Origin of the sequence: Candidatus Thiodiazotropha sp. CDECU1, assembly GCF_963455295.1 — a bacterium.
Taxonomy (GTDB): domain Bacteria; phylum Pseudomonadota; class Gammaproteobacteria; order Chromatiales; family Chromatiaceae; genus Thiodiazotropha.
Window position 1 is genome coordinate 1,190,519 of record NZ_OY734020.1, and the last position, 23,342, is coordinate 1,213,860.

A 23,342-nucleotide genomic window follows, 5' to 3' on the forward strand; every position below is an offset into this window, starting at 1 on the left:
TTCCAGGTTGACAGAATGTCGCCACTTTTTGCCCCTCTACTGCCCCAATTTGGTGAGCAAAATGCCATCTCCATTGGCTGAAATTGGTGTCGGTAATACCAACACCGGCGCAGCACAGGAGTGGACTGATATGCCATGGAAGGCACGCTGGGCCAACATCAATAGGTGAAAAAATGAAGACAACATTCGTAGCATTGGTAATTTCATGTCTCCTGTTTCAATCTGCGCTGGCAGCGGATGAGGGGGATAAAAGGGTGGAAAAGAGTGTTATCACCGGATCCATGGTCGGGGTGCTGGTGGGTACTCTCCTAGGCGGGGCGCCTGGGGTTGTTCTGGGTCTTACCGGTGGCGCCATGATCGGCGATCTGGAAGCCCGTAAACAGGAGGTTGCTGATTTGGGTGATGAGCTGAAAGTGGTTCAGGGTATGCAGCAGAGAGAACAGCTTGCGGCCGCTGAACACCAGGCCCTGTTCCAACGTCAACGCGACTTGGAATATGCCAGGGTAGAGGCCCTCCAGGAGGGGTATACCTTTTGTCTTGGATTTCGCAGTGACAGCGCTGAGATCGAAGCAGGTATCAGTGACCAACTCAAAGCCATGGTAGTCATGTTGCAGGCCTTTCCCGAATTGAAGCTGCAGATTCTGGCCGCTGCGGATGTGAGGGGAAGCGACGATTATAACAACACCCTCAGCAAACGCCGTGCGGATGCAGTCGCCGATCTGTTGAAGGCCTCCGGGTTGGCGGAAGATCGGATGGAAATCCACTCCATCGGCAATGCGCAAGCACGTTATCCCGCTCATGATCCTGAGGGCCTGGCCTATGACAGAACGGTCCGACTCTCCCTGATCAAGGGGGAAGAGTCATGAAGTTCTATCGACAACCCCTGAGGGAGGAGTTTTTCTACAGCTCCCCAGAGAAACCCATCGGCAATAGTTTCCGGTGGGTGGCTGTCGGATCGGAAGCAGATTCCCGCCAGACCCAGATCAGAGGGGAGGTGCGGTGTGCTGCAAAAAAGCGTAATTAAATCCTCAGAAAGGGAAGGGAGGCCGGTCTCCTTCAGCAATGGGCTCTTCATTCGTGACCTGGTGTTGACCCTGCTGGCAGCAGTGATGACCGGTGTGTCTGGCAGCATTTTATTGATTTTGCTGGTATTTGGCTGGAGTAGTGTTGAGGCTGATGGCCTAGAGCAGGAGGGTGTTGAGCTGCAGTTGCGATCATTGGATGGTCAGCTGCTGCAGTCGGCGCCAATGCTAAAAAGCGATGTTCAGGTAGATGTCACCGGGATGCTGGCCAAGGTGCGTGTGGAGCACCTGTTCATCAATCCAAGTCAATCCTGGATGGAGGGTGTCTATCAGTTTCCTCTGCCTGAATCGTCGGCTGTGGAACGTCTCAATATGCAGATCGGTGAACGGGTGATCGAGGGGCGGATCGAAGCGAAAAAAAAGGCGCAGCAGATCTATCGCAAGGCCCGGGAGCAGGGTCAGAGAGCCAGTCTGATGAGTCAACAGCGAGCCAATATCTTTTCACTTTCCCTGAGCAATATCGGTCCTGGGGAGGAGATTCGTGTGGTTATCGAATTTCAACAACAGGCCCGCTACACGGAGGGTCGTTTTGAACTGCGGCTGCCGCTGGTGATCGGGCCGCGGTATATACCTGGGAATCCGCTATCCACCGCTAGATCCGTGGATCACACCCATTATGGGTGGGCCCCGGATAGTGATCAGGTGGAAGATGCGAGTCAAATCACTCCACCGGTACTGGATCCCGGTGATGGGGTGATCAATCCCGTTTCGCTCCAAGTCAGGTTAGATGCGGGTATGCCGCTGCAGACAGTTACAAGTCACTACCATCCGATGCAGGAGCGCGTGGATGGGCAGGGTGTGGTTCATCTGCGATTGACCGAAGGAGAGGTGCCGGCAGACAGGGATTTCCTATTGAGTTGGCAACCACAAGCGGGTTCAATGCCAAGGAGTGTGCTCTTCACCGATCATTGGCAGGATGAGGATTATGCGCTGTTGATGTTACTGCCTCCCGCTCCAGAGCACTATGAATCGGGATTGAATCGGGATCTGATCTTTGTGGTCGATCATTCAGGATCGATGCACGGGGCATCCATGGATCAGGCGAAAGCGGCCCTGCGACTCTCGATTGCCCGTTTGCAGCCAACAGACCGTTTCAATCTCATCGGTTTCAATAATCGGAGCCAAATGCTGTTCCTGACACCCCAGCCGGCCAACAGGAGCAATCTGAGTCGGGCAATCCGCTTTATCGATCGGATGCAGGCAGAGGGTGGTACTGAGATGCTTTCCGCCCTGGAAAAGGCCCTGCTCAATCAGAACCATGAGACTCGACTGCGTCAGGTAGTGTTTCTCACCGATGGTAGTGTTGGCAATGAACAGGCGCTGTTTGATCTGATCCGTCGACGTTTGGGTGCCAGCCGCCTGTTTACGGTCGGTATCGGATCGGCACCAAACACGCTCTTCATGCAGCGTGCCGCGCAATATGGACGTGGCAGTTTTACCTACATCGGTGATCTAACCGAAGTGGCCAGTCGAATGCAGGCCCTGTTGGAGAAACTCGAGTACCCGGCCTTGAGTCATTTAACCCTGGAATGGCAGGGTCCGGGGGATATTGATCTTGAACCGCAACGACTCCCGGATCTCTACCTGGGTGAGCCATTGATGATAGCGCTTAAGGGGAAACGGCTTGAGGGCAGTCTGGCAATCCAAGCTAGAAGAGGTGACGATATCTGGCAGCAGAACGTCCAGGTTCAGTCGACCGAGCAGGTGACGGGAGTCCATGCGCTATGGGCCAGGCGGCGAATTGCGAGCCTGCTGGCACTGCCGAAGGATGAATTGGCACAGGATAGCAAGCGCCAGAGTGTGGTCGATTTGGCTTTGAAGCATCAGCTCGTCTCCCCCTATACGAGCCTGGTGGCGGTGGAGAAAAGGGTTGTTCGACCCCATGGCGAGGGCCTGGAGGGTGGCATGATGCCGGTCAATCTTCCCGCGGGATGGCATGCCGAGTCTGTCTTCGGCCGGTTACCGCAAACGGCAACGCCAGCCCCGCTGATGTTGCTCCTGGGAAGTCTCTTGCTGCTACTCTGGATAGTGTTTACTCGATGCATGCGCGCAGGGCAGGCCTCTGTCCCTGGATGCAAATGAAAACCCTGTTCAGCAACATCCTGAGATCGTGCCATATATCACCGCTCCTGTTCTTGGTTGCCTGCTGTTTTCTCGTCCAGGGGGCTTGGATCGAAGCGAAGGCCTGGTTGGCCCAGGCATTGATTGCAACCGCTTGGAATGTAACGGCTTCACAGGCAGATAACATCCAACCCTGGCCCTGGGCCGATACCTGGCCGGTTGCACGCTTAGAGGTGCCCAGGTTGGGTGTAAGACGCTATATACTGGCGGGTGTCAGCGGTAGAACCCTGGCATTCGGCCCGGGATGGGCAATGCAGACGGCCCTGCCCGGCACCGAGGGAGCGAGTCTCATAGCCGGCCACAGAGATACTCACTTCCGCTTTCTCAAGGGGCTTCGCCAGGGAGACCGGTTGCTGCTGGATACCCCTGAGAAATCCAGGGTTATGTATCGCGTGACTGCCACCGCTGTTGTCGATCAACGGCAGAGTCGGCTGATATCGGATCAGGGGGAGCGGGAATTGATACTGGTGACCTGTTATCCATTTGAGGCCCTTCGACCAGGGGGGGAGTTGCGATATGTGGTGTGGGCAGAAGCTGAATCTAGACAGACATTCGGGTTAGAATCGACGTTGAACCAAACCATAATTACAAACCTGAATGAAGCCGATCCGAATATTTCGCCATCTCGTCTGTCAGCATCCCGGTTATCTGGGTGATTATCTGCAGTCTCACGCCATCCCCTGGGAGATGGTCTGCATAGATGATGATCATCCCATCCCGTTACAGACCCACGATGTCTCAGGATTGGTTTTTATGGGGGCCGGGGTCAGTGTCAATGATCAGCTGCCTTGGATGGAGGGGGAACTGCAGCTGATCCGAAAGGCAATCGATCAGGATCTGCCCGTCATGGGGATCTGTTTCGGAGCGCAACTGATGAGCCGGGCACTGGGAGGCGAGATCACCCGGGGCAAGGGGATGGAGATAGGCTGGCATCCGGTACAAACCCTGGCGGAGCATGATCATGATGGTTGGCTGGAGGATATTCCAGAGCAATTCACAGCCTTTCACTGGCACGCGGATACCTACACACTGCCGCCACATAGTCAGCATCTGCTGCGAAGCAACTGCTTCGATCAGCAAGGATTTGTCATGGGTGACCACATCGGTATGCAGTTTCATCTAGAGATGACTCGGGAGATGGTGGAAAACTGGATTGAACGCTATGGTAGCGATCTGTTGCTCGATTCAGACTGTAGTCAATCGGCGCAAGTAATTTTAAGCGCTATCGATCAGCAGATCGAAGCCTTGCATAGGATCTCCGATCTTATTTATGGCAGATGGGTTGAGCGTGTGATCGCCAAGCAGGGAGGGTTATGAGACGACTCCTGTTACTGCTCACTCTGATGGTGAACGGGGCATGGGCAGCACAGAATGCCGAGCTCGATGCGGTGCTGGATAATTTGGGCATCCGAGTTGAACAGCGCCTGCAAGCCCGTTTTGAGCGTGTCGGCGTCGACTATCCACCACAACGGATACAGCTGATTGCGTTCAAGGAGAGTCGGCGACTCGAGTTGTGGGCATATCAGCATAATCGATGGCGGTTTATCCACGACTATGCCATTTTTGCAGCCAGTGGAAAGGTGGGACCCAAACTGCGCGAAGGGGACAAACAGGTTCCGGAGGGGTTCTACCGTATCGTGGATCTCAATCCCAATAGTCATTTTCATCTCTCCATGAAACTCAATTATCCAAACGGATTTGATTGGTTGAATGCAACCAGAGAGGGTCGGGCAACACCTGGCTCAAATATTTTTATTCATGGCAGTGCATGGTCAGCGGGTTGTCTGGCAATCGGTAATCACTATATCGAAGAGCTCTTCTATCTGGCTGCTAAGGTGGGTCTGCAACGCGCTGCGGTTATGATTGTCCCTTACGACTTCCGTTATAGGGAGATTGCACCAACCCACAACGGGCCTTCCTGGTTGGGAGAGTTATATGCCTATTTGAAACTGCGTCTGGATCAATTCCCATTGGCGGACAAGGCATTCAAGTGCGCCTATGATTGCAGGGAAGCTTCAACCACAAAGCAAAGGGCGCTGCCTTAAAAAGATGCTGTAAAAATAGAGCCCCAGCCTTGTTCCAACCCATATAAATGATTGGCCGGCATGGCATGCTTGAAACATGCATAACCAATGAGGTGGATTTATTTTAGGTTTGCCAGATAGGTTGCCACAGCATCCATGTCCTGATCGCTGAGACGTATGGCGACTCCCGACATCCAGACGTTGGTGCGCTTGCCGGTACGGTCGCGAAACTCTTTCAACATCTTAACCACATAATCGTGGCGTTGACCGGCAAGGCGGGCATAGCCTTCCTGGCCACGCCCATTGTCACCATGACATTTGACGCAGTTCTGTTTGTAGATCTTCTCACCATCGGCAAGTAGCGAGAGATTGCCGCCGCCTGAGGGTTTCATCTCCATATCCGCATAGTAGAGAGCAATTTTAATTTTGTCTTCGAAGCTGAAGGTCTTGGCCAGATTACTCATTAGATACTCATTGCGTCGGCCGTCGCCGAAACGTTGGAACTGATCGACAATATAAGCTGGATTCTGTCCGGCCAGATTGGGTGCGAGTGGCTGCACTGCGATGCCGTCTTTACCATGACAGGTATTGCAGAGGATCGTCCGCTCACGTCCCTCGTCGATCATTTGCTTATGTAATTTACGGTTTTTTGCTATCGCCTGGATACGGTTTTCCAGGTTTTTACGCAGGTTGAGATCCTCGTTCAATTCATCGGCCATAGCATTCTGGCCCATCAGCATTGAGGCAATCGCTATAAGTGTGATTGTCAACAGCCAATTTATAATCGGAACTCTGGATCGCATCTGGTTCTACCCCTGCTATGATGTGCATCTCAAATGAACATAGCGGCCAAGGTTTTTGAGACTTGATTCACATAATGTTTTTTTAGGAATCTAATGTATAGAGAGCCGGGTCGTCAATAAATAACGCTATCAGTTCACATGATTTGCAGGTGTTTTTTTTTTTACATATTTCCGTCGACAGGAGACTGCACAGCAGCCGAATATGACGAAAAAGCGAGCAAAGCGGGGTAGACGCAGATCCAATCGTAGTGGAACCCAGAGATGGAAGCGCTGGCTGTTTCTTGGCCTGGTCACCATGCTGTTGGCGTCGATTCTATATGTCCTTTATCTCGATCAGGTGGTACAAAGCCGTTTTCAAGGCCGTCGCTGGGATGTGCCGGCCAAGGTATATAGCCGGACCCTTGATCTCTACCCAGGTGCCAGGGTCTCCTCTAACCATCTTCAACAGACCCTCGATGGGCTTGGTTATCGTCGGGTTGAGCACCCGGATAGTCCTGGGCAGTACTCCGCCTTCCGCGGTCGTTATCTTGTACGCACCCGCCCATTTCATTTTCCCGACATTGATCGTTCCAGCGACTATCTGGAAATCGTCATGGATTCCCTGGGCGTAAGTTCGTTAAAACGGGCGGGGAACGGAGATCCGATCGGTCACTATCGTATTGAACCGAGGCTGATAGGCAGTCTTGCGTCAACCCAAGGTGAAGACCGTATTCTGCTTACCCGCGAGGAGCTTCCGGAATTGTTGATAACGGGTTTGATCGCAGTGGAGGATCGTAATTTCTATCATCACGCCGGTATCGATCTGATGGCAATCGGGCGGGCAATCTGGGCCAATCTGGTTGCAAAACGTGTGGTACAAGGTGGCAGTACCCTGACCCAGCAGCTGGTGAAGAACTATTTCCTGAGTGCGGAACGCACCCTGTGGCGCAAAATAAATGAAATCGCCATGGCACTGATATTGGATTTGCGATACCACAAGGATGATATCCTCGAGGCCTACGCGAATGAGATCTACCTGGGTCAGCAGGGGGGCAAGGCGATTCACGGCTTTGCCCTGGCCAGCCGTTTCTACTTCAATCGTCCCCTGCATGAGCTTGACCTTCCTCGCTTGGCCCTGCTCGTCACCCTGGTTCGAGGGCCATCTGCCTATGATCCGAGACGTCATCCCGAGCCAGCGAAAAAGAGACGCGGCCTGATCTTACAGTTGATGGCGGATCAGGGTGTGATTACCCAGCAGCAGGCAGCAGCAGCACAGCAGCAGCCGCTCGGTGTGGAGCAGGGTGACCTGCAAAGCTCGGGTAGTCCGGCGTTTATGGACCTGGTGAAGCGCCAGTTACGCAGAGATTATAAAGAGGAAGATTTAAGTGCTGGCGATTTAAGAATTTTCTCCACCCTAGACCCCTGGTTTCAAAGTCGCGCTGAACAGGCGCTTTCCCAGCAGTTGAATGAGTTAGAGGAGAAACAGGGTATAGATGCTGGCACATTGCAGGGTGCTATTACCCTGGCAGATAGCGAGACTGGAGAGGTGTTGGCTGTCGTGGGGGATAGAAATCCACGTTATGCGGGATTTAATCGGGCCCTGGATGCGGTACGCCCGGTGGGATCATTAATCAAACCCGCTGTCTACCTGGCTGCGCTGTCTCAACCTGGAGACTTTCATCTGCTTTCTCCCCTTGAGGATGGACCGATCCAGATCAAGGGGATGAATGGTGAGATCTGGACCCCAAGCAATTATGACAATCAGAGTCATGACGGGGTGACCCTGGAGCAGGCGCTTACTGAATCGTTCAATCAGGCAACGGTCCGTCTCGGCCTCTCCGTTGGGCTTGAATCGGTGATCGATACTCTATACAAGCTGGGGATACGCCGCCCTCTCCCGGCCTATCCGTCACTGCTCCTGGGTGCTGTCTCTCTATCGCCACTCGAGATGACCCAGATGTACCAGACCCTGGCCAATGGCGGATATGGCGCCACATTGAAATCGATTCGAGATGTGACCGATGCCCAAGGAACGCCCCTCTCTCGCTATCCTCTGGCGATTGAATCAAGGGCGGATAGCCGTGCAGTCTACTTGTTGCGACATGCGTTAAACGAAGTGACCCACAGTGGTACCGGCAAGGCACTTCGCTGGTTGTTGCCGGGAGAGGTGGAAGTGGCTGGAAAGACAGGGACTACGGATAAACTACGGGATAGCTGGTTTGCCGGGTTCGATCGGAAGCATATCGCCGTGGTTTGGGTAGGACGGGATGACAACGGTCCTACCGGCTTGACGGGATCCTCCGGGGCGATGCGGGTTTGGGCCAGATTGATGACTGCTATCGGGGTCTCGACACTGCAGCAGAATCGGCCGGTAGGGGTGGAAATGCAGACTATCGATCCCGCAACCGGTCTCCTGGGCGAGGGTTGTCCCGCTGCCCTTGAGTATCCCTTCATCAGTGGCAGCGGTCCCACATCCCGGGCACCCTGCGCCCGTTCAGGTTCACTGGTCGAAGACGGAGTTCTCTGGTTTCAACGCTTCTTCAACTAAATCGCTACGCAGAATCGAGCGCTTGCGGTCGATATCTTCCCGCCCCGATTCTACTCATCCCGGGCGGTTGGTCGGGAGTGCGGGAAGGTCTGGGTGGCAGGAAATTAGAACATCTTTCATAAAATGTTACCAAAATAAGCGTCAAGCTCTTCGATTTGGTGCCGATAACGGGATAATCTGGAGGTATATTCGGTAATTATTGAGATATTTATTTAGCGGACAGCATCTGGCTAGGAGTGCCCCTTGCAACGGACTACCAATGAATAATCGCAGAAGACACCAACGGCTGGAGATCGATCTACAGGCAAGTCTGTCTATTCAGGAGCAGCGCTTCGATGATTGCCGGATTTGTAACTTTTCCCAAGGTGGGGTCTATCTGCACTGTGGTGATGACAGGCTGAATGAGCTACTGACCGATGGCTATATCGCCGAATCCGATCGTCAGGAGGCTCTGCTCAGGGTTGCCTCCAACCAGGTGCGGATTGTCATTGTCTACAAACATCAACATGGTATCGGTGGCAGTATAAGTGATCCTGAGGAAGGCGAGGCGCTGTATACCTATCTTCAGGCGCAACGGGAAACCAAGAATATCGAGATGCGTTTACCCGATAGCGCGGTGGTAACACCAGTGATAGGGGAGCTGCAGCAGCGGTTGCTCGATTATCTCAACCCCAAGCTTGCAGCCTTTTTCCTGCAGGCCAGAGATGCCTTGCTGGCCAGCGCGAACGAGCCCCAGTTCAGTCAACAGGAATCCACGCTGATTTTGATGATGACCGCCCTGGAAAGGGAGGAAGCAGATATCAGCGCGGCATTTTTCCGCCAGGTAGAAAAGGCGTTTGATGAACTGGCCGGCCTGGCCGGCATCAACTCCACAGCATCGACAGAGGATGATCACGAGCTGGAGTTGGTGGAGAAGGTGGATATAGACCACTGGGTTGTGATTAACGATATTGCCAGGCAGATCGAGACAGATCTGGCGCGTAACCTCTATCATCTGGAAACCTCACTCACTTATCTCACAGAACATACCATCAAGGATGAGAACAATCCGCTCTCCCCGATCAGTCTGCTTAATGCCTTGAAACATGCATTGGACAGGTTCGATTTGGAAATCAACTGTTTTCACTTGATTCTGAGTGTGTTTCAAGGGACGGTGCTGGATGGAATCGATAGTCTCTATGAATCGATATTGGAACTGTTCAAGCAGAAGGGAATCGACTTTACTTCTCAATACAGGGATAGCGCCAGCCACAGTCATCCCACAAAAAAGATTTTCCATCCGAATGTTGGCAAGGTTCTGCAACATCTGTCCACGTTGTTTGATGTCAAGCATCATACCAATCAGGATGATTTGGGACCGGAAGTAGCCAGGATTGACAAGACCCAGGTTATAGAATCACTCAACAACCTGCCCTTGAGGTTTGGCTCATCAGTCCTCAAGCAGCTCGAGCATGAGCTGGAAAACCAATCAGACGTCGAGCAAAAAATCGATCCAGTGGTGAGTGCAGCGATCAGTACCGGTGAAGAACTGGTTTCTGCGCTACGTGATGATCCGCTGGTGCCGTCAGAGCTGAAAGACCTGCTTAATCGGATGGAGATTCAGATTATTCAGGAGGTGGTGAATGACCCCTCGCTATTGGAGAACAGTAAACATCCTGTCAGGCGTCTGCTTGCTACCATAGAATCCCTGGCGCCTTATATCACAATAGGGAAGCAGTTGTCACAACTACGTGATATGGCAAAGATTTCTCAACTGCTGGATGCCATCGACAGCAACAAGCTGAGTGCTGTATCTGAAGTGACACGTGCACTAGAGGCTTTAAAACATACCCAGTTGGAGAATTTCCACCGCAATCGTCAGCTTGCCATAGACCACTGTGAAAAGGATGAGCAACACATTGCAGCGGAGCGTGCAGTCTCAAGCCATATACGCAGTCAACTGTCGGGTAAATCTGTATCCAATGCGGTTGCAAGATTGTTTCAATTTGGCTGGGTCAATCTGCTGGTGCAGACTTATGCGATCGAGGGTGAAGAGAGTACGGCCTGGAAGGCCTATTCCCGTGTCATCGACATAATGGGTAAGCTGTTTCTAAACTCATCAACCCCGCACGAAATGAGCGAAAATCGAATCCGTGATCTGATCTCGCTGATCAGAAAGGGATTTCGTGACTATCCCGTCTATCCCGAAGGAAGTCGAAGTTTCGCTCTCGAACTACAGACGGCACTCGTAAGAGGAGGCGATGCAGCGCAACCCTTTTATGAGCAGAGGATTGAGGTTGATGAGGACTATCTGGCTCAATTTTTCACCAGCAACGTTATAACTACCGATCCTGCTGCCGAGTCAGCAATAGATGAGGCGTCCTTGGAAAGAGTCAAGGGCCTCGATATCGATACCTGGATGGTTGTGGACTCAGGTGAGCGGATGCTTTATCTGGCTTGGAAAAACAATGACTCCAACCGTTTCCTGTTTGTGGATGGTAATGGCTTGAAGGCTTTGGATATCCCTGCCGGGGAATTGGCGGAGTTTGTTGCAAGCGGTGACTACAGCGTAATGCAGGACCGGGTGCAGCCGATCGTAGACAGGGCCATCGATCGCATACTCTTGACGAGCTATAACCAGATTAAGGATGAGTCTTCCATCGATGAGCTGACCGGGCTTTTTAATCGCCGCAGATTTGAACGCTATTTGCGTGAACTGACGGTAGCAGCGGAGAACAACACTACCCAACACGTATTGATACTTCTCGATCTGGACAAGTTTAATGTGGTCAATGACCTGTGCGGTTTGGAAGGGGGTGACCAGCTGTTGCAGACAGTATCATCGATTCTTTCCAGTTACCTTACCAAAGATGGCATGGTGGCACGTATCGGAGACGATGAATTCGCACTGCTGATCAGAAATGCGGACCTGGAGAAGGGGTTCCAGAATGCCGAATCGCTGCGGCGTACGATCGAGGAGTATCGCTTCAGCTGGAATGATCGTCTGATACCTGTCTCCGCGAGTCTCGGAGTTGTGCTGGTGGATGACCGGGTTCAGGGCAATACCAGTGAACTTTTACAGGCTGCAAAATCGGCCTGTCATATGGCAAAAGAGGGTGGTAGAAACTGCACCCGTCTCTATTCGGAGTCTGATTCGGCTTATCAGAAGCACATGCGCAATATCCAGACGATCCCAACCATTCAGGAAGCATTGGCAAACGATCGAATGGTACTTTTCGCCCAACCCATCGTTCCATTAAAGCAGGATGCGGGATTGAATCCACATTATGAAATCCTACTGCGTATCATCGATGACAAGGGTCAGCCACAATCTCCTCAGAGCTTCATCAAAATCGCAGAACAGTACGACTTGATGCGGGCCGTGGATCACTGGGTGGTAGATCACTTTTTTGATGCAATCAAGCCATTTGGCGATGGATCGTTGGGAGATGTTAGTTTTTCTGTCAATCTGTCCACCAAATCTGTTGTCGATAGCGAATTCAAGCGCTATTTGAAGCAACGTATAAACGAATCACCCATACCGACTCAACAACTTGGGTTCGAGGTCACTGAAACCGCCCTTGCCAGGGATATCAAGGATACGGTGGCATTCATGAATGATGTCAGATCGATGGGATGCTCCTGTTATCTGGACGATTTTGGATCCGGTTTTGCCTCCTTCTCATATCTCAAGGATTTTCCAGTCAATTATGTAAAAATTGACGGCATATTCGTACGCGAAATGATTCAGAATACGGCGGATTTGGCGATGGTTATTTCAATCATGGAACTGGCGCATTTCATGGACAAGGTAGTGATTGCCGAACATGTAAGCGATGCTTCTATCGGCAAGGCACTGAAGGAGATGGGGGTGGATTATGCTCAAGGCTTCCATTTCGGGCGTCCCCGGACCTTCGTTGATGTTTTACAAGATATTGTCGGTGATCGAAAACAGATCTCCAATGCCTGATCAATCCATCCACGCTCAGGTCACTGCCATTTCCCACCGGGATATTCATCAGGGTCCTTTAAACAAGTGAGATCGGATCTCCCATACAAATAGCCTGTATGCAGAAATTGTGACCCTGTACAGGGTGTACTGACTGCCGGATAGTGGGTATGTTCGCCTGCAACAGTCACTAAGCGTTTATTGAAAGGCATCAGATAGGCTACAATCCGAGCAGAATTCCATTCCTGAACCCTGAAGGAGCCGAGGCTTGACCCTGTATGCCGCCGACAAATTGATTGCCCAGGCCCGGGTATTGGCAGCTGAGTATCGTCGTACTATGGGGAAGCCCCTGCCTGGCATCAGTAATGAAATAGCTGAATATGATGCAATGAAGCTACTTCAACTGGAACCCAAACCCCAGGGTGAGGGTGGCTACGATGCTGTCGATCCTGGTCGCGGCGGCAAGCAGGTTCAGATCAAATCAAGAACCATCTTCGATGAAAGCAAGTCGGGTCAAAGGATTGGTCAGCTAAAGCTCGATAAGGATTGGGATAGCGTAGTCCTGGTACTCATGGATGAGGATTATGAACCCTATGAGATCTATGAAGCGGAACGGGACGAGATTCTCGAATATGTGGGCAAGAGCAGCAGTAACCGGGCAAAACGCGGTGCCATGTCTGTGGCGCGATTTAAGATCATTGGTCGTCTGGCCTGGACCCGCGACAGCGGCCTTGAACCCGAAGTCTGGGATAATCAGGCTGACTAGCCCCGCGTAATTGGTCGATGACAGACATAGCTGAGATCTTCGGGCCAGAAGGCTGGTTGGCAAAACGCATCGAGGGTTTTTCCTATCGACCGCAACAGCAGGAGATGGCTCAGGCTGTTGGCCGGGTTATGGATCAGGGTGGTGTATTGATCTGTGAGGCGGGGACAGGTACGGGCAAGACATTTGCCTATCTGGTGCCTGCCCTGATGTCCGGGCTCAAGACAATCATCTCCACAGGTACCAAAAATCTACAGGATCAGCTGTTCCACCGGGATCTGCCCATGGTGCGGCAAAGCCTGTCGAGTCCGGTCGCAACGGCATTGTTGAAGGGGCGCGCCAACTATCTCTGCATTCATCGCCTGGAAAATACCCTGCACGAAGAGTTGCATCTCACCAAGGAGCAGGTTGGACAGTTGCAAATGATCCGCGAATGGTCGACCGGAACCAAGAGTGGCGATATCGCTGAGATGAAGCAGGTACCGGAGGAGGCTGGCATCTGGCCCTTTGTCACTTCGACCACCGACAACTGCCTGGGCCAGGAGTGTTCTGCCTATAGTACCTGCCACCTGATGGAGGCGAGGAAACGCGCCCAGGAGGCGGACCTGGTGGTTATCAACCACCATCTGCTGTGTGCGGATATGGCATTGAAAGGGGAGGGATTTGGCGAGCTTCTACCCAGTGCTGACTGTTATATCCTTGATGAAGCGCATCAGTTACCCGATATAGCGGGAAATTTCTTCGGTGACAGTATCAGTGGCCGCCAGTTACTTGAATTGGCGCGGGATACCGTCACGGAGTATCACCGTGAGGCAAATGATCTCCCGGAGATTCCCGAACGTGCCGAGCGTCTGCAACAGGCGACCCGCGATATGCGTCTCGCCTTTGGCCTTGAACAGAGGCGTGGAGCCTGGTCTGAGGTTGCCGCAAATCCTTCGGTGACCACCCATCTTGACAGGATGCTGGAGGCCATCGACCAACTGGCGCAAACACTGCATTCCGTAGAAGGGCGGGGAAAGGGCCTGGATAGCTGCCGTGAACGGTGTGAAAGCGCGCTGCAACGGCTGCATAGTATCCAAGAGAACGACGATAGCGAATCCATTCGTTGGTTTGAAACCCACCGCCAGAGCTTTCGTTTGAATGTCACCCCATTGGAGATAGCCGGTATCTTTCAGGCAGTCATGCAGGAGCATCGTGCCTCCTGGATATTTACCTCAGCTACCCTGGCGGTGGGCGGTAGTTTCGAACATTTTTCCAAACAGCTTGGCTTATCTGAAGCAGAAACCCATTGCTGGGACAGCCCTTTTGATTATCCGCAGCAAGCGGTTTGGTATGTACCAAAGGATCTTCCGGAACCCAACAGCCCCGCGTTCAATCGGGCTGTATCCGATCTTTCGATCCCCATATTGCAGGCAAGCGGTGGTCGCGCATTTCTGCTGTATACAAGTCATAAGGCGCTGCAGGAGGCCGCTGATTATCTAAAAGAGAAGCTGAGCTATCCGATGCTGGTCCAGGGTACGGCGCCACGCACCGAATTGGTTGAACAGTTCCGCAAACTCGGGAATGCGGTGTTACTCGGTACATCCAGTTTCTGGGAGGGTATCGATGTGCGTGGAGAGGCCTTATCCTGTGTCATCATCGATAAGCTGCCATTTGCATCACCGGGGGATCCAGTGCTTCAGGCTCGAATCGATGCCCTGCGTAAGCAGGGTGGGAATCCCTTCATGGCCTATCAATTACCCCAGGCTGCTATTGCCTTGAAACAGGGCGCGGGACGTTTGATCAGAGATGAAAGGGATCGGGGGGTATTGGCTTTGTGTGATCCCAGGTTGCTAAGCAAGCCCTATGGCAAGATATTTATTCGCAGCTTGCCACCGATGACTAAAACACAGGATTTTAATGTCTTAGAGCGATTTTTCTCCCTGTCTGGCGGATGAAAAAAAAAGCGGGATCAACGCGTCGGGGGCACTCGTAGATCCCGCGAGGATGAAGCCAAATGTGGCTTGACATCAAAACTTGTGGTTTTCAGTTGCCCAAGGCCGGTCCGTATGGTTTATCAATGATCGGGATATGGTGATCGAGCCAGTTCTTGATATAAGTCATGGTCGCCTCCTCGATATCCATTTCGCCGGCATGAAACTTATCCTGGATGTCGGTGCATGTCTTCACCAGCAGATCGTGTTCTTGACGATGACGCTCCAGTCCGCTGTAACCTCGCTCCTCCATCAAGCGTTCTTCGGTTTCAAAATGTTTTACAACGAAATCAACCAGGTTATCTAAGCGATTGCCTATATCGACGCGGTCCCTGTTGACCACAGCATCATTCAGTGCATTGACACGGTCAAACAGCTCTTTGTGTTGATTGTCACAGAGGTCGACGTTGGTGCTGTATTTTTCCTCTACCCATTGCATTAGCGACATTTATGAACTCCTTTTCGGTTTGGATGTGTCCCTGCTAATTATTTTCATATGCCGTCAGGCTTGTAAATCTGTGAACCTTCACCGCTCTCCATGAAGGCGTGCTCCCACGGTCATTGACGATTGAAATCATTGGAATTGTGATAGCTGGTAGCGTGCTTCATCGGACGCGGCACCTGGCGTGCCACAACAGCTGATGATGCTGTTTCAGGATTGGATTCTCTAGACTACCCATCTGTCACTCCTCCATGTGTACGGTGTTGCTGGTGTGCATCACCTGCATCCTTTCAACATTCAGTCGGGGTAATAATCCCTAATGTTGGTGGGCGAATTAAATTCTTATACAAATATCTCAATTTGTAAAGTCTTTGTGTCGGTTTAAACACCGATATCGATATAGGAACGTGCCAGTTTTTGCAAGGCAATGACATAGGCGGCGGTTCGGTAATCTTCGAGTTCGGGTTTACGGCTGCGTATATCGATTATCTCTTGCAACGCCTGACGCATGCTGTCATCGAGCCCGGAACGTACCAGGTCGAGTTCATCCGCACCCCGCGACAGGTTTGATTTGATCCATTCGGGTACCTGTTTACCCGTGGTCTGCTCCAACGCATTGATCACGTGTCGGCCGCGGGACTCATCCAAGCGACGCTCGATGCGGCCGAACCGCATATGGCTGAGGTTGCGAATCCACTCGAAATAGGAGACCACCACCCCGCCTGCGTTGACATAGGCGTCAGGTAGGATGGTGATGCCCCGGTTACGCAGGATGCGGTCGGCCTCAAATGTGATGGGGCCATTGGCGGCCTCGACGATCAATTTGGCACTGATATTCGGTGCGTTTTGTTCGTGGATCGCCCCTTCTATGGCGGCGGGTATCAGGATATCGCAATCCGCTTCCAGAAGTTTTTGACCCTCTGTGATGAACTCACCACCAGCGAATCCCTTCAATCCCCCATGGGAGCAGCGGTGGAAGTAGGCCTCTTCCACATGGATGCCATCGGGATTGAAGATTGCCCCGTCCCGTTCGATGATGCCGACTATGTTGGCGCCATCCTCCTCGGATAGGAACTTGGCGGCGTGATAACCCACATTGCCCAGTCCCTGGATGATAACGTGTTTACCCTCCAAGCCACCATCCAGGCCCGTGGCATTCAACTCCTCCTTGTGCCGGAAAAACTCCTGTAGGGCATATTTCACCCCACGTCCGGTGGCCTCGGTGCGTCCATTGACACCACCATGCGCCACCGGTTTTCCGGTGACACAGGCGAGGGCGTTGATCTCCTCGGGATAGAGATGCTTGTAGGTGTCGGCTATCCAGGCCATTTCCCGTTGACCTGTACCCATATCGGGAGCGGGTACATTGGTTGCCGGATTGAGAAATCCAGGCGCCGCCAGTTCCCGCGCAAAGCGACGGGTGATCTGTTTCAACTCATCCCGCGTGTAGTTGTCCGGGTTGATATAGAGCCCACCCTTGGAGCCGCCAAAGGGGACGTCGACAATGGCGCACTTATAGGTCATCAGTGCGGCCAGGGCTTCTACCTCCTGTTGATCGACACTCTCCGAGTAGCGCAAACCGCCTTTGGCCGGCAGGCGGTGGATGCTGTGGACTGCACGCCAGCCAGTGAAAAGCTCAATCTTGCCCCTTATTTCCACGGGGAAACTGACCTGTAGTACCGAAGTGCAGGATTTGATGGCATTGGAAATGCCGGGGTCCAGGTCCATTAAAGCCAGGGCACGATCGACCATGTGGTCAACACTTTGTCTAAATGTCAGGCCGGATGTTACTTCTGTCATAGTCTATGGCTCGCAATCAGATGGGATTACAGAAATATACTTCATGCATAGATTCACTGCTGCAACGTTCTGCCACCATCGACTGCGATAATCTGGCCGGTAATGTAAGGGGCATCACGATAGAGGAACAGCAGAGTATTGGCTATGTCCTCCGGTGTGCCCGCCCTTTTCAATGCGGTTCGCTCCACTATTTCCGCTTGTACCTGCTCGGCCAGGCCCTGTTCCGGCCAGAGTATGGCCCCTGGTGCAACGCCATTGACGCGGATTTCAGGCCCCAACTCACGCGCCAGGGATTTTACCAGCATGGCGTTGCCCGCTTTGGCGACAGAGTAGATGGGATGACCCTTGAGCGGTCGCCGGGCATGGATGTCCACCAGGTTGATGATACAGCCTTTACTCCGGTAGAGCAGCGGTGCTGCTGCCTGGGAGAGAAAAAAGGGCGCTTTGAGGTTGCTGCCGATGAGGTCCTCCCAATCTTCTGGTGTCGCTTGATCGAGCGGGGTCGGGTAAAAACTCGAGGCATTGTTCACCAACAGGTCGAGACGCTGATATAGGGTTTCGGCTTGGCTGATCAGGTAAGCATAGCTTTCCGCTTGATGCAGATCCGCCTGCAACAACCACACAGACTGAGCACGCTTCTTCTCCAGTTCACGCTTTACCTGCTCAGCCGCCTCCTTGGAGTGGCGATAGTGGAGTAGAATGTTCATCCCTTCAGCGTGCAACTGTCGGGCAATAGCGGCACCGATTCTATGTGCGGCACCGGTGATCAGTACACACTTACCAGTTAGATCGTTCCGGTTTTGCGTCATATAGGAACTCCATGGTTGAATGTCGCGTCTACTCTAACGGATTCATCAAGGTTTCAAAATATATATGCCCGACTGTCTCAGCGAAAAATCAGTGCCGCCAGGCAGGCCCCTGCCACTGCCGGATGCCACCTCCCAGGCCATCAGTGAAAGACTGATGCGGCAGATAAGACGCACCATCGAGAAGGCAAACGGTGCCATTCCCTTCGATCGCTTTATGCAGATGGCGCTCTACGCACCGGGGCTTGGTTACTATGTGGCAGGTAGCCGTAAATTCGGTGAACAGGGTGATTTTATCACCGCCCCGGAGGTCTCCCCGCTATTTGCTCAATGCCTTGCCCATCAGATAGCACCCATATTGACGCAAGTTACAGCCGGTGACCTATTGGAGTTTGGTGCCGGCTCCGGACTGCTTGCAGCTGACCTGCTGGTGGAGTTGGAAAGGCTGGACAGACTACCCCGATGCTACCAGATATTAGAGGTCAGCCCCGAACTCAGGGCGCGCCAGCTGGAGACCCTGGAAAGCCGTGCACCGCATCTGCTCACTCGGGTGAAATGGCTGGATACGATGCCAAGTGGCTTTCGCGGTGTGGTAATCGCCAACGAACTATTGGATGCGATGCCGGTGAGTCGGTTCCGCATCACTGAGGGAGGCATCGAAGAGAGCTTCGTTATCTGTGATGGTGATGGATTGAAGGAGCGTTTTGACACGCCTGTCACCCAAGGTCTCGAGTCTACGGTTGAGGAGATTTGTCAAGAGAGTGTCGAACTCTCTACGGGTTATGTTTCTGAAATCAATCTGCGTCAGACCGCCTGGATATCGGCCCTGGCCTCGGCAATGGATCAAGGCGCCGCGATCCTGATCGATTACGGTTACAGCCATGCTGAGTACTATCATCCTCAGCGTAACCGGGGCACATTGATGTGCCACTATCACCATCGCGCGCATAGTGATCCATTTAGTCGGGTCGGGTTACAGGACATTACCAGCCATGTGGATTTCACCGCCCTCGCCCGGGCTGCGGTGGAGTCGGGATTCAGGTTGGGTGGTTATACCACCCAGGCCCATTTTCTCATTGCGAATGGCCTGGATAGTCGCTTGGCCGAATCGGACCCCAATGATCTGAGTCGACACATGTCTCTGGTTCAGGGGGTCAAACGTCTGACGCTACCATCAGAGATGGGAGAGCGCTTTAAGGTCCTGGGGCTACTCAAGGAGCTCGACATCAATCTGCAGGGTTTCAGTCTACGGGACTTTTGCGAGCGTCTGTAAAGATCCAGGATCAGGTTGGGGGTATCGTCTGCTGAATATCTGGCAATGTATAGTTATCGGTTGGAAAGCGGTTCAATCTGCCGATTGCATCCTGGTTGTGGCTTGTTTGATTGCATCATCAATGTAGAGAATCAGAAAGTCCACGGTGTTGATACCGATAATGCGCTCAGCTGCCTCTCTGCCTTCGGCATCCAGAAACAGCAGTGTGGGCGTCACCGAGACATTGTATTGGCTGGCGAAATCCACCGCCTCCTCCCGTTTCCCTTGTAAGGTGGTGACTGTTTCCCCAGGATCGATGGAAAGCTCCCTGATCAGTACCCGTTGCTGATACTCCAGGTCCAACTGCATGGGCTCTAGAATCTCCTCTTTCATCCGATCGCAATAGCTGCAATGGTATTGGGAGACCATTAACAGGATTGGTATCTGGTTCTGTTTGGATTGTCTGCTCAGTTGCTGAATATCTTCGAGCGGGACCAGTTTGCCCATATCGGCATGGGCCAAAGTGCCGAAGAAGAGGCAGAGGGTTAGGATTTTGACAAGTTGTTTCAGGTGCGCAGCCCGATGTTGAGGCGATAGCATGGGTCTGGCTCCCGGAATTGGAGCAAATCCATTGGCTCGCTTATTCAAGGGCCTGGAATGAGGCGACCAAGGATGTTCGCAGCAACTCCAGGTATTCATCCTGAGAATTATACCCCACAATAGGATCTGTCAGGGGCTTTCCATCCGGATCGAGAATCATCAGGGTAGGAACGGCATAGATATTGTAACGTTTCTTAAACTGCCGGCTACGGATGGAGTCGCCGTTGAAATCGATGATCTTGCCACTCGAATGGATATCAAATTCACGGATCAGGGGCTGGGTTTTATCGCTATTTTGGGCAAGTGGTTCAATCACTTCTTGTTTCAGCCGTTGACAGTAGCTGCAGGTATCAGCATTAAATACTACCAGGATTGGCGAGTGTCTCTCACGAGCCATGTCAGAGAGATCGGCCCAGTCATGGGTTGTCAATGAGGGATCGGCTGAACTTATGCCGATAAAGAGAAAAAGTGCTACAAAAAGGTACTGCTTAATCATCAATTGTTACTGCTTGTCAGATGATGCGTAGTAGTATATCAAATATTTCTAATATAGCAATGGATTCTCAGCACCGATTGGCTTGCTTTAACTCAGCGCAATGCAGTTTTTGTGAGCCTGATCTCAGATATGTTCAACCTCTCAGCGGGCAGCCCCATGAAACCCAGGGGTGACCTCTTCCTGCGGAATAATTTTCAATTAATACATATACTTGCCTATCCAAAAAGAGATGTATGCAGGCATGCTCAGGGTCAATGTAGCGAACAAAAGTCCCGGTTTTCGGACAAGTTTGGATGCAAATCCCTCTCCTGGTGTACACTCCCAGATCTGAAGTAATGCCTTTTTCTACCCCATGAATTCTCTGTTTTTAGCGATCACGCCTGAATCATTGTTACTGTTTTTGTTACTGGGCTCCCTGGTTGGCCTGGTGGCCGGTCTGTTTGGCGTCGGTGGAGGGTTGGTGATTGTGCCTGCCCTGATTTGGGGATTGCCATTGATTGATGTCTCACCAGCCCATGTCGCCCACATTGCAGTGGGGTCATCTTTGGCCACAATCGTGATTACCTCTATCTCTTCGACGCGCGCGCACCATAAGCGGGGCGCCGTGGACTGGCGCGATTTCTGGAAACTGACGCCAGGCCTGCTCATCGGTGCCTGGCTAGGCAGTATCGTTGCCGGGATGTTGAGTGGCGATCTACTCCAAACCCTGTTTGGGATGTTCGCCATTATCGTCGGTCTGCGTATGTTTCGCAGGGGGAAGGCTCGAGGCAGCAGGTTGCATGTGACCACTTGGATTATGCTATCGGTTGCCACGCTGATTGGCGGCATATCCGCCATTGTGGGAATCGGTGGTGGCTCCATGACCGTGCCTTTCCTGCATGCCACTGGTGTCGAAATGAAACGGGCGGTCGCAACATCCTGCGCATGCGGTCTTCCGATTGCCTTATCGGGGGCAATCAGCTTTGTTGTGGTTGGCTGGGGAGTCGAGGGTTTACCCCCCTTCAGCAGTGGCTATGTCTATTGGCCGGTGGTACTCATTATAATCATCACCAGCAGCCTGTTCGCACCTGCCGGTGCGGCATTGGCGCATCGACTTCCCGAGCGGGAATTGAAGGTTGTATTTGCGTTGTTTTTGATCTTGGTTGGTACGAAATTGCTACTTGGGTGAGTTTATGCCGCGGATCAGGGTGTAGGGGGGTATCGGTATCGGCAGTTGTTTGAAATATAGGTAGGCCCCTGATTCACTGCGCATTATCATTTTGCCATTGTCGAGTAGATAGTCATACTCCTGGACCAACTCTGTTTCCGGGTCGAACATGAGTAGCTTGTTGCCCTGGATATGGTAGCGGCCATCACGATAGACTTCCGCATTGGCATAGATCCGGAAATGGCCATACATGACCAAGACGATTTCACCGCCCCGGCCGATCCAAATGCCGTCTACGACAGATTTATAGCTATTTGGATTTGGGGGTCCTGGAGGAGGGCCTTGCATTGGCGGACCGTCATATCCAGGCGGGTAGTAGGTATAGGGGGAGTAGAGCCCCTGTTGCGGTGGCATATATCCCGGATATCCTCTGCCTGGTGCGCTCCGGGGTGAACCGTACCAGCGGCTGGATGGGGATGAGTTTATTTCAAAATCCCAATCCGTATCGCCTTTGAATCGATGTGCAAGTTCGCCCATGGTGTCCATCATGGCAATCATGGCCTTACTCATGATATTGGATGGAGATGTTAAAGCGTGAACCTCCAGTTGCATAATACAAAACAGTGGAATCAGCCAAATCCATGGACTGAAGGTGCTGCGTCTAATTCGATGCATGATAGGCAAGTTCCAATATGCGCCAGTTAATTGGGGGCGTGGTGATTGCTAATAATAGCCGAATAAGGGTGTATTTTCCGACTCTTCTCGATTTAATCCGGTGTTAAATGACATTTGCTTCGTGGAGCTATAGAATTTGTCAGGTAAAGTCCCGATCGTCATATCGATCGATAATTAGAAGTAAGGTTTGCAGGAGGGTCCTGATGAGTTCTCAAGGTGGGAGCGGCGAGGAGCGTAGAACAGTCACACGAGATCTGATTGATAAGCTGATGACTGAAAGGCAAGAGATGCTGGTTCTGTTCTGTGAGGTTGCGGGGCTCGAGCCCTATCACCGTTCTACATCACTGGACGAGCAGCTTCAATCATTCTGTCAAGTACTGGTGGATTACACGGCTTTTGGTCATTTCGAGGTTTTCGGGCGAATCAGCAATGGCAGTGAGCGTCGTAGCGGTGTCATCAAGGTAGCGGAAAAAATCTACCCTGAATTTGTCAAAGCGAGCGAAGTGGCGGTGAATTTCAATGATAAATATGATCTTTCCGATCATCAGCTGGTGTTAGATCATTTGGCGGAAGATCTCTCCCAACTTGGTGAGGAGTTGGCAGTACGTATCGAACTGGAAGATCAACTGCTATCCGCCATGTTGGACAGGTAGGCGGGTTATTTCTCAATTCTGTCCTAATTTCTTTTAATTCGATCACAAATCTTGATCTTTGTGATCGGGGATTACCCTAAATAGTTTAACTGTGTCAGATCATCATCTAGACTCAAATAGTGTAACATCCTGAGTTACAAACGACTTTTTGCAAATCAATCAGTAGTTTAAACCGGAACCTTATTACAGTTTGGAGAAGGTGACGACGCTGATGGTCACTATGTTGATGGTCACTTTATATGGTTACAAA

Annotated in this window: 20 protein-coding genes; 13 read left to right on the top strand and 7 right to left on the bottom strand. The window is 52.1% G+C overall.

Translation table 11 applies throughout. The annotated features are described in order from the left end of the window. Positions 1 to 173: 173 nt before the first annotated feature. The 6 genes from R2K28_RS05485 to R2K28_RS05510 are packed head-to-tail and all read left to right on the top strand — an operon-like array spanning position 174 to position 5,248. The gene (locus R2K28_RS05485; protein WP_316368357.1) at positions 174 to 866 is read left to right on the top strand and encodes an OmpA family protein; all 693 of its coding nucleotides are present in this window, start codon (positions 174 to 176) and stop codon (positions 864 to 866) included. Further along, positions 863 to 1,024, top strand: a complete 162-nt coding sequence (locus tag R2K28_RS05490) for a hypothetical protein (RefSeq protein ID WP_316368359.1) — start codon at positions 863 to 865, stop codon at positions 1,022 to 1,024. The genes R2K28_RS05485 and R2K28_RS05490 overlap by 4 nt, the downstream gene beginning before the upstream one ends. Then, complete coding sequence (locus tag R2K28_RS05495) at positions 1,002 to 3,164, top strand: marine proteobacterial sortase target protein (RefSeq protein WP_316368360.1); 2,163 nt, start codon at positions 1,002 to 1,004, stop codon at positions 3,162 to 3,164. The genes R2K28_RS05490 and R2K28_RS05495 overlap by 23 nt, the downstream gene beginning before the upstream one ends. Next, a complete protein-coding gene (locus R2K28_RS05500; RefSeq protein ID WP_316368361.1) occupies positions 3,161 to 3,859 on the top strand; it encodes a class GN sortase in 699 nt (232 codons plus the stop codon). Before R2K28_RS05495 ends, R2K28_RS05500 begins: the two co-directional genes overlap by 4 nt. Further along, positions 3,801 to 4,520 (top strand): type 1 glutamine amidotransferase, encoded by a 720-nt coding sequence (locus R2K28_RS05505; RefSeq protein ID WP_316368362.1) that lies wholly within the window; start codon positions 3,801 to 3,803, stop codon positions 4,518 to 4,520. Before R2K28_RS05500 ends, R2K28_RS05505 begins: the two co-directional genes overlap by 59 nt. After that, a complete protein-coding gene (locus R2K28_RS05510) occupies positions 4,517 to 5,248 on the top strand; it encodes a L,D-transpeptidase family protein (protein ID WP_316368363.1) in 732 nt (243 codons plus the stop codon). Before R2K28_RS05505 ends, R2K28_RS05510 begins: the two co-directional genes overlap by 4 nt. Before the next feature lie 98 nt (positions 5,249 to 5,346). Here the strand turns inward: R2K28_RS05510 and R2K28_RS05515 are convergent, their stop codons facing one another. Continuing rightward, complete coding sequence (locus R2K28_RS05515; protein WP_316368364.1) at positions 5,347 to 5,946, bottom strand: c-type cytochrome; 600 nt, start codon at positions 5,944 to 5,946, stop codon at positions 5,347 to 5,349. Positions 5,947 to 6,232: 286 nt separating this feature from the next. Between R2K28_RS05515 and mrcB the strand changes: the two genes are divergently transcribed. From mrcB to R2K28_RS05535, 4 genes are all read left to right on the top strand, one after another. Further along, positions 6,233 to 8,557, top strand: coding sequence for a penicillin-binding protein 1B (gene mrcB / locus R2K28_RS05520; RefSeq protein ID WP_316368365.1), 2,325 nt, complete (start codon positions 6,233 to 6,235; stop codon positions 8,555 to 8,557). Positions 8,558 to 8,816: 259 nt separating this feature from the next. Beyond that, positions 8,817 to 12,506 (top strand): DUF1631 family protein, encoded by a 3,690-nt coding sequence (locus R2K28_RS05525; protein ID WP_316368367.1) that lies wholly within the window; start codon positions 8,817 to 8,819, stop codon positions 12,504 to 12,506. A gap of 247 nt (positions 12,507 to 12,753) precedes the next feature. After that, the gene (locus tag R2K28_RS05530; RefSeq protein ID WP_316368368.1) at positions 12,754 to 13,251 is read left to right on the top strand and encodes a hypothetical protein; all 498 of its coding nucleotides are present in this window, start codon (positions 12,754 to 12,756) and stop codon (positions 13,249 to 13,251) included. A gap of 17 nt (positions 13,252 to 13,268) precedes the next feature. Next, positions 13,269 to 15,185 carry an ATP-dependent DNA helicase gene (locus tag R2K28_RS05535; protein WP_316368369.1) on the top strand — a complete coding sequence of 639 codons (1,917 nt, stop codon included), beginning with the start codon at positions 13,269 to 13,271 and terminating at the stop codon, positions 15,183 to 15,185. An 88-nt stretch (positions 15,186 to 15,273) separates the two neighbouring features. On the opposite strand, the gene R2K28_RS05540 is transcribed toward R2K28_RS05535, so the two are convergent. The 3 genes from R2K28_RS05540 to R2K28_RS05550 all read right to left on the bottom strand — a co-directional run bounded on the left by R2K28_RS05540 (position 15,274) and on the right by R2K28_RS05550 (position 18,272). Then, entirely contained in the window at positions 15,274 to 15,669 is a 396-nt protein-coding gene (locus R2K28_RS05540) for a bacteriohemerythrin (RefSeq protein ID WP_316368370.1), read from the bottom strand. A 375-nt stretch (positions 15,670 to 16,044) separates the two neighbouring features. Continuing rightward, on the bottom strand, positions 16,045 to 17,463 hold the full coding sequence (locus R2K28_RS05545) for a Glu/Leu/Phe/Val family dehydrogenase (protein WP_316368371.1): 1,419 nt from the start codon (positions 17,461 to 17,463) through the stop codon (positions 16,045 to 16,047). A gap of 53 nt (positions 17,464 to 17,516) precedes the next feature. Continuing rightward, a complete protein-coding gene (locus R2K28_RS05550; RefSeq protein WP_316368372.1) occupies positions 17,517 to 18,272 on the bottom strand; it encodes a pteridine reductase in 756 nt (251 codons plus the stop codon). 64 nt (positions 18,273 to 18,336) lie between these two features. Here R2K28_RS05550 and R2K28_RS05555 point away from each other — a divergent pair, with 64 nt between their 5' ends. Next, positions 18,337 to 19,542: a class I SAM-dependent methyltransferase gene (locus R2K28_RS05555; protein WP_316368373.1), complete on the top strand. Its 1,206-nt coding sequence runs from the start codon at positions 18,337 to 18,339 to the stop codon at positions 19,540 to 19,542. Positions 19,543 to 19,614: 72 nt separating this feature from the next. Here R2K28_RS05555 and R2K28_RS05560 read toward each other — a convergent pair whose 3' ends face one another. Together R2K28_RS05560 and R2K28_RS05565 are read right to left on the bottom strand one after the other, a co-directional pair. Beyond that, a complete protein-coding gene (locus tag R2K28_RS05560) occupies positions 19,615 to 20,121 on the bottom strand; it encodes a thioredoxin family protein (RefSeq protein ID WP_316368374.1) in 507 nt (168 codons plus the stop codon). A 40-nt stretch (positions 20,122 to 20,161) separates the two neighbouring features. Then, complete coding sequence (locus R2K28_RS05565; protein ID WP_316368375.1) at positions 20,162 to 20,617, bottom strand: thioredoxin family protein; 456 nt, start codon at positions 20,615 to 20,617, stop codon at positions 20,162 to 20,164. A 352-nt stretch (positions 20,618 to 20,969) separates the two neighbouring features. Here R2K28_RS05565 and R2K28_RS05570 point away from each other — a divergent pair, with 352 nt between their 5' ends. Further along, the gene (locus R2K28_RS05570) at positions 20,970 to 21,785 is read left to right on the top strand and encodes a sulfite exporter TauE/SafE family protein (protein WP_316368376.1); all 816 of its coding nucleotides are present in this window, start codon (positions 20,970 to 20,972) and stop codon (positions 21,783 to 21,785) included. On the opposite strand, the gene R2K28_RS05575 is transcribed toward R2K28_RS05570, so the two are convergent. Continuing rightward, a complete protein-coding gene (locus R2K28_RS05575) occupies positions 21,774 to 22,322 on the bottom strand; it encodes a hypothetical protein (protein ID WP_316368377.1) in 549 nt (182 codons plus the stop codon). The two genes, R2K28_RS05570 and R2K28_RS05575, sit on opposite strands and share 12 nt — an antisense overlap. A 320-nt stretch (positions 22,323 to 22,642) precedes the next feature. Here R2K28_RS05575 and R2K28_RS05580 point away from each other — a divergent pair, with 320 nt between their 5' ends. Continuing rightward, entirely contained in the window at positions 22,643 to 23,092 is a 450-nt protein-coding gene (locus R2K28_RS05580) for an Rsd/AlgQ family anti-sigma factor (protein ID WP_116447802.1), read from the top strand. Positions 23,093 to 23,342 lie beyond the last annotated feature (250 nt).

Bases quoted from the DNA above. Each gene is read 5' to 3' on its own strand.
- R2K28_RS05485 (WP_316368357.1), top strand. From the start codon at position 174: ATGAAGACAACATTCGTAGCATTGGTAATTTCATGTCTCCTGTTTCAA.
- R2K28_RS05490 (WP_316368359.1), top strand. From the start codon at position 863: ATGAAGTTCTATCGACAACCCCTGAGGGAGGAGTTTTTCTACAGCTCC.
- R2K28_RS05500 (WP_316368361.1), top strand. From the start codon at position 3,161: ATGAAAACCCTGTTCAGCAACATCCTGAGATCGTGCCATATATCACCG.
- R2K28_RS05505 (WP_316368362.1), top strand. From the start codon at position 3,801: ATGAAGCCGATCCGAATATTTCGCCATCTCGTCTGTCAGCATCCCGGT.
- R2K28_RS05510 (WP_316368363.1), top strand. From the start codon at position 4,517: ATGAGACGACTCCTGTTACTGCTCACTCTGATGGTGAACGGGGCATGG.
- R2K28_RS05515 (WP_316368364.1), bottom strand. From the start codon at position 5,946: ATGGCCGATGAATTGAACGAGGATCTCAACCTGCGTAAAAACCTGGAA.
- mrcB (WP_316368365.1), top strand. From the start codon at position 6,233: ATGACGAAAAAGCGAGCAAAGCGGGGTAGACGCAGATCCAATCGTAGT.
- R2K28_RS05525 (WP_316368367.1), top strand. From the start codon at position 8,817: ATGAATAATCGCAGAAGACACCAACGGCTGGAGATCGATCTACAGGCA.
- R2K28_RS05535 (WP_316368369.1), top strand. From the start codon at position 13,269: ATGACAGACATAGCTGAGATCTTCGGGCCAGAAGGCTGGTTGGCAAAA.
- R2K28_RS05540 (WP_316368370.1), bottom strand. From the start codon at position 15,669: ATGTCGCTAATGCAATGGGTAGAGGAAAAATACAGCACCAACGTCGAC.
- R2K28_RS05545 (WP_316368371.1), bottom strand. From the start codon at position 17,463: ATGACAGAAGTAACATCCGGCCTGACATTTAGACAAAGTGTTGACCAC.
- R2K28_RS05550 (WP_316368372.1), bottom strand. From the start codon at position 18,272: ATGACGCAAAACCGGAACGATCTAACTGGTAAGTGTGTACTGATCACC.
- R2K28_RS05555 (WP_316368373.1), top strand. From the start codon at position 18,337: ATGCCCGACTGTCTCAGCGAAAAATCAGTGCCGCCAGGCAGGCCCCTG.
- R2K28_RS05560 (WP_316368374.1), bottom strand. From the start codon at position 20,121: ATGCTATCGCCTCAACATCGGGCTGCGCACCTGAAACAACTTGTCAAA.
- R2K28_RS05565 (WP_316368375.1), bottom strand. From the start codon at position 20,617: ATGATTAAGCAGTACCTTTTTGTAGCACTTTTTCTCTTTATCGGCATA.
- R2K28_RS05570 (WP_316368376.1), top strand. From the start codon at position 20,970: ATGAATTCTCTGTTTTTAGCGATCACGCCTGAATCATTGTTACTGTTT.
- R2K28_RS05575 (WP_316368377.1), bottom strand. From the start codon at position 22,322: ATGATTGCCATGATGGACACCATGGGCGAACTTGCACATCGATTCAAA.
- R2K28_RS05580 (WP_116447802.1), top strand. From the start codon at position 22,643: ATGAGTTCTCAAGGTGGGAGCGGCGAGGAGCGTAGAACAGTCACACGA.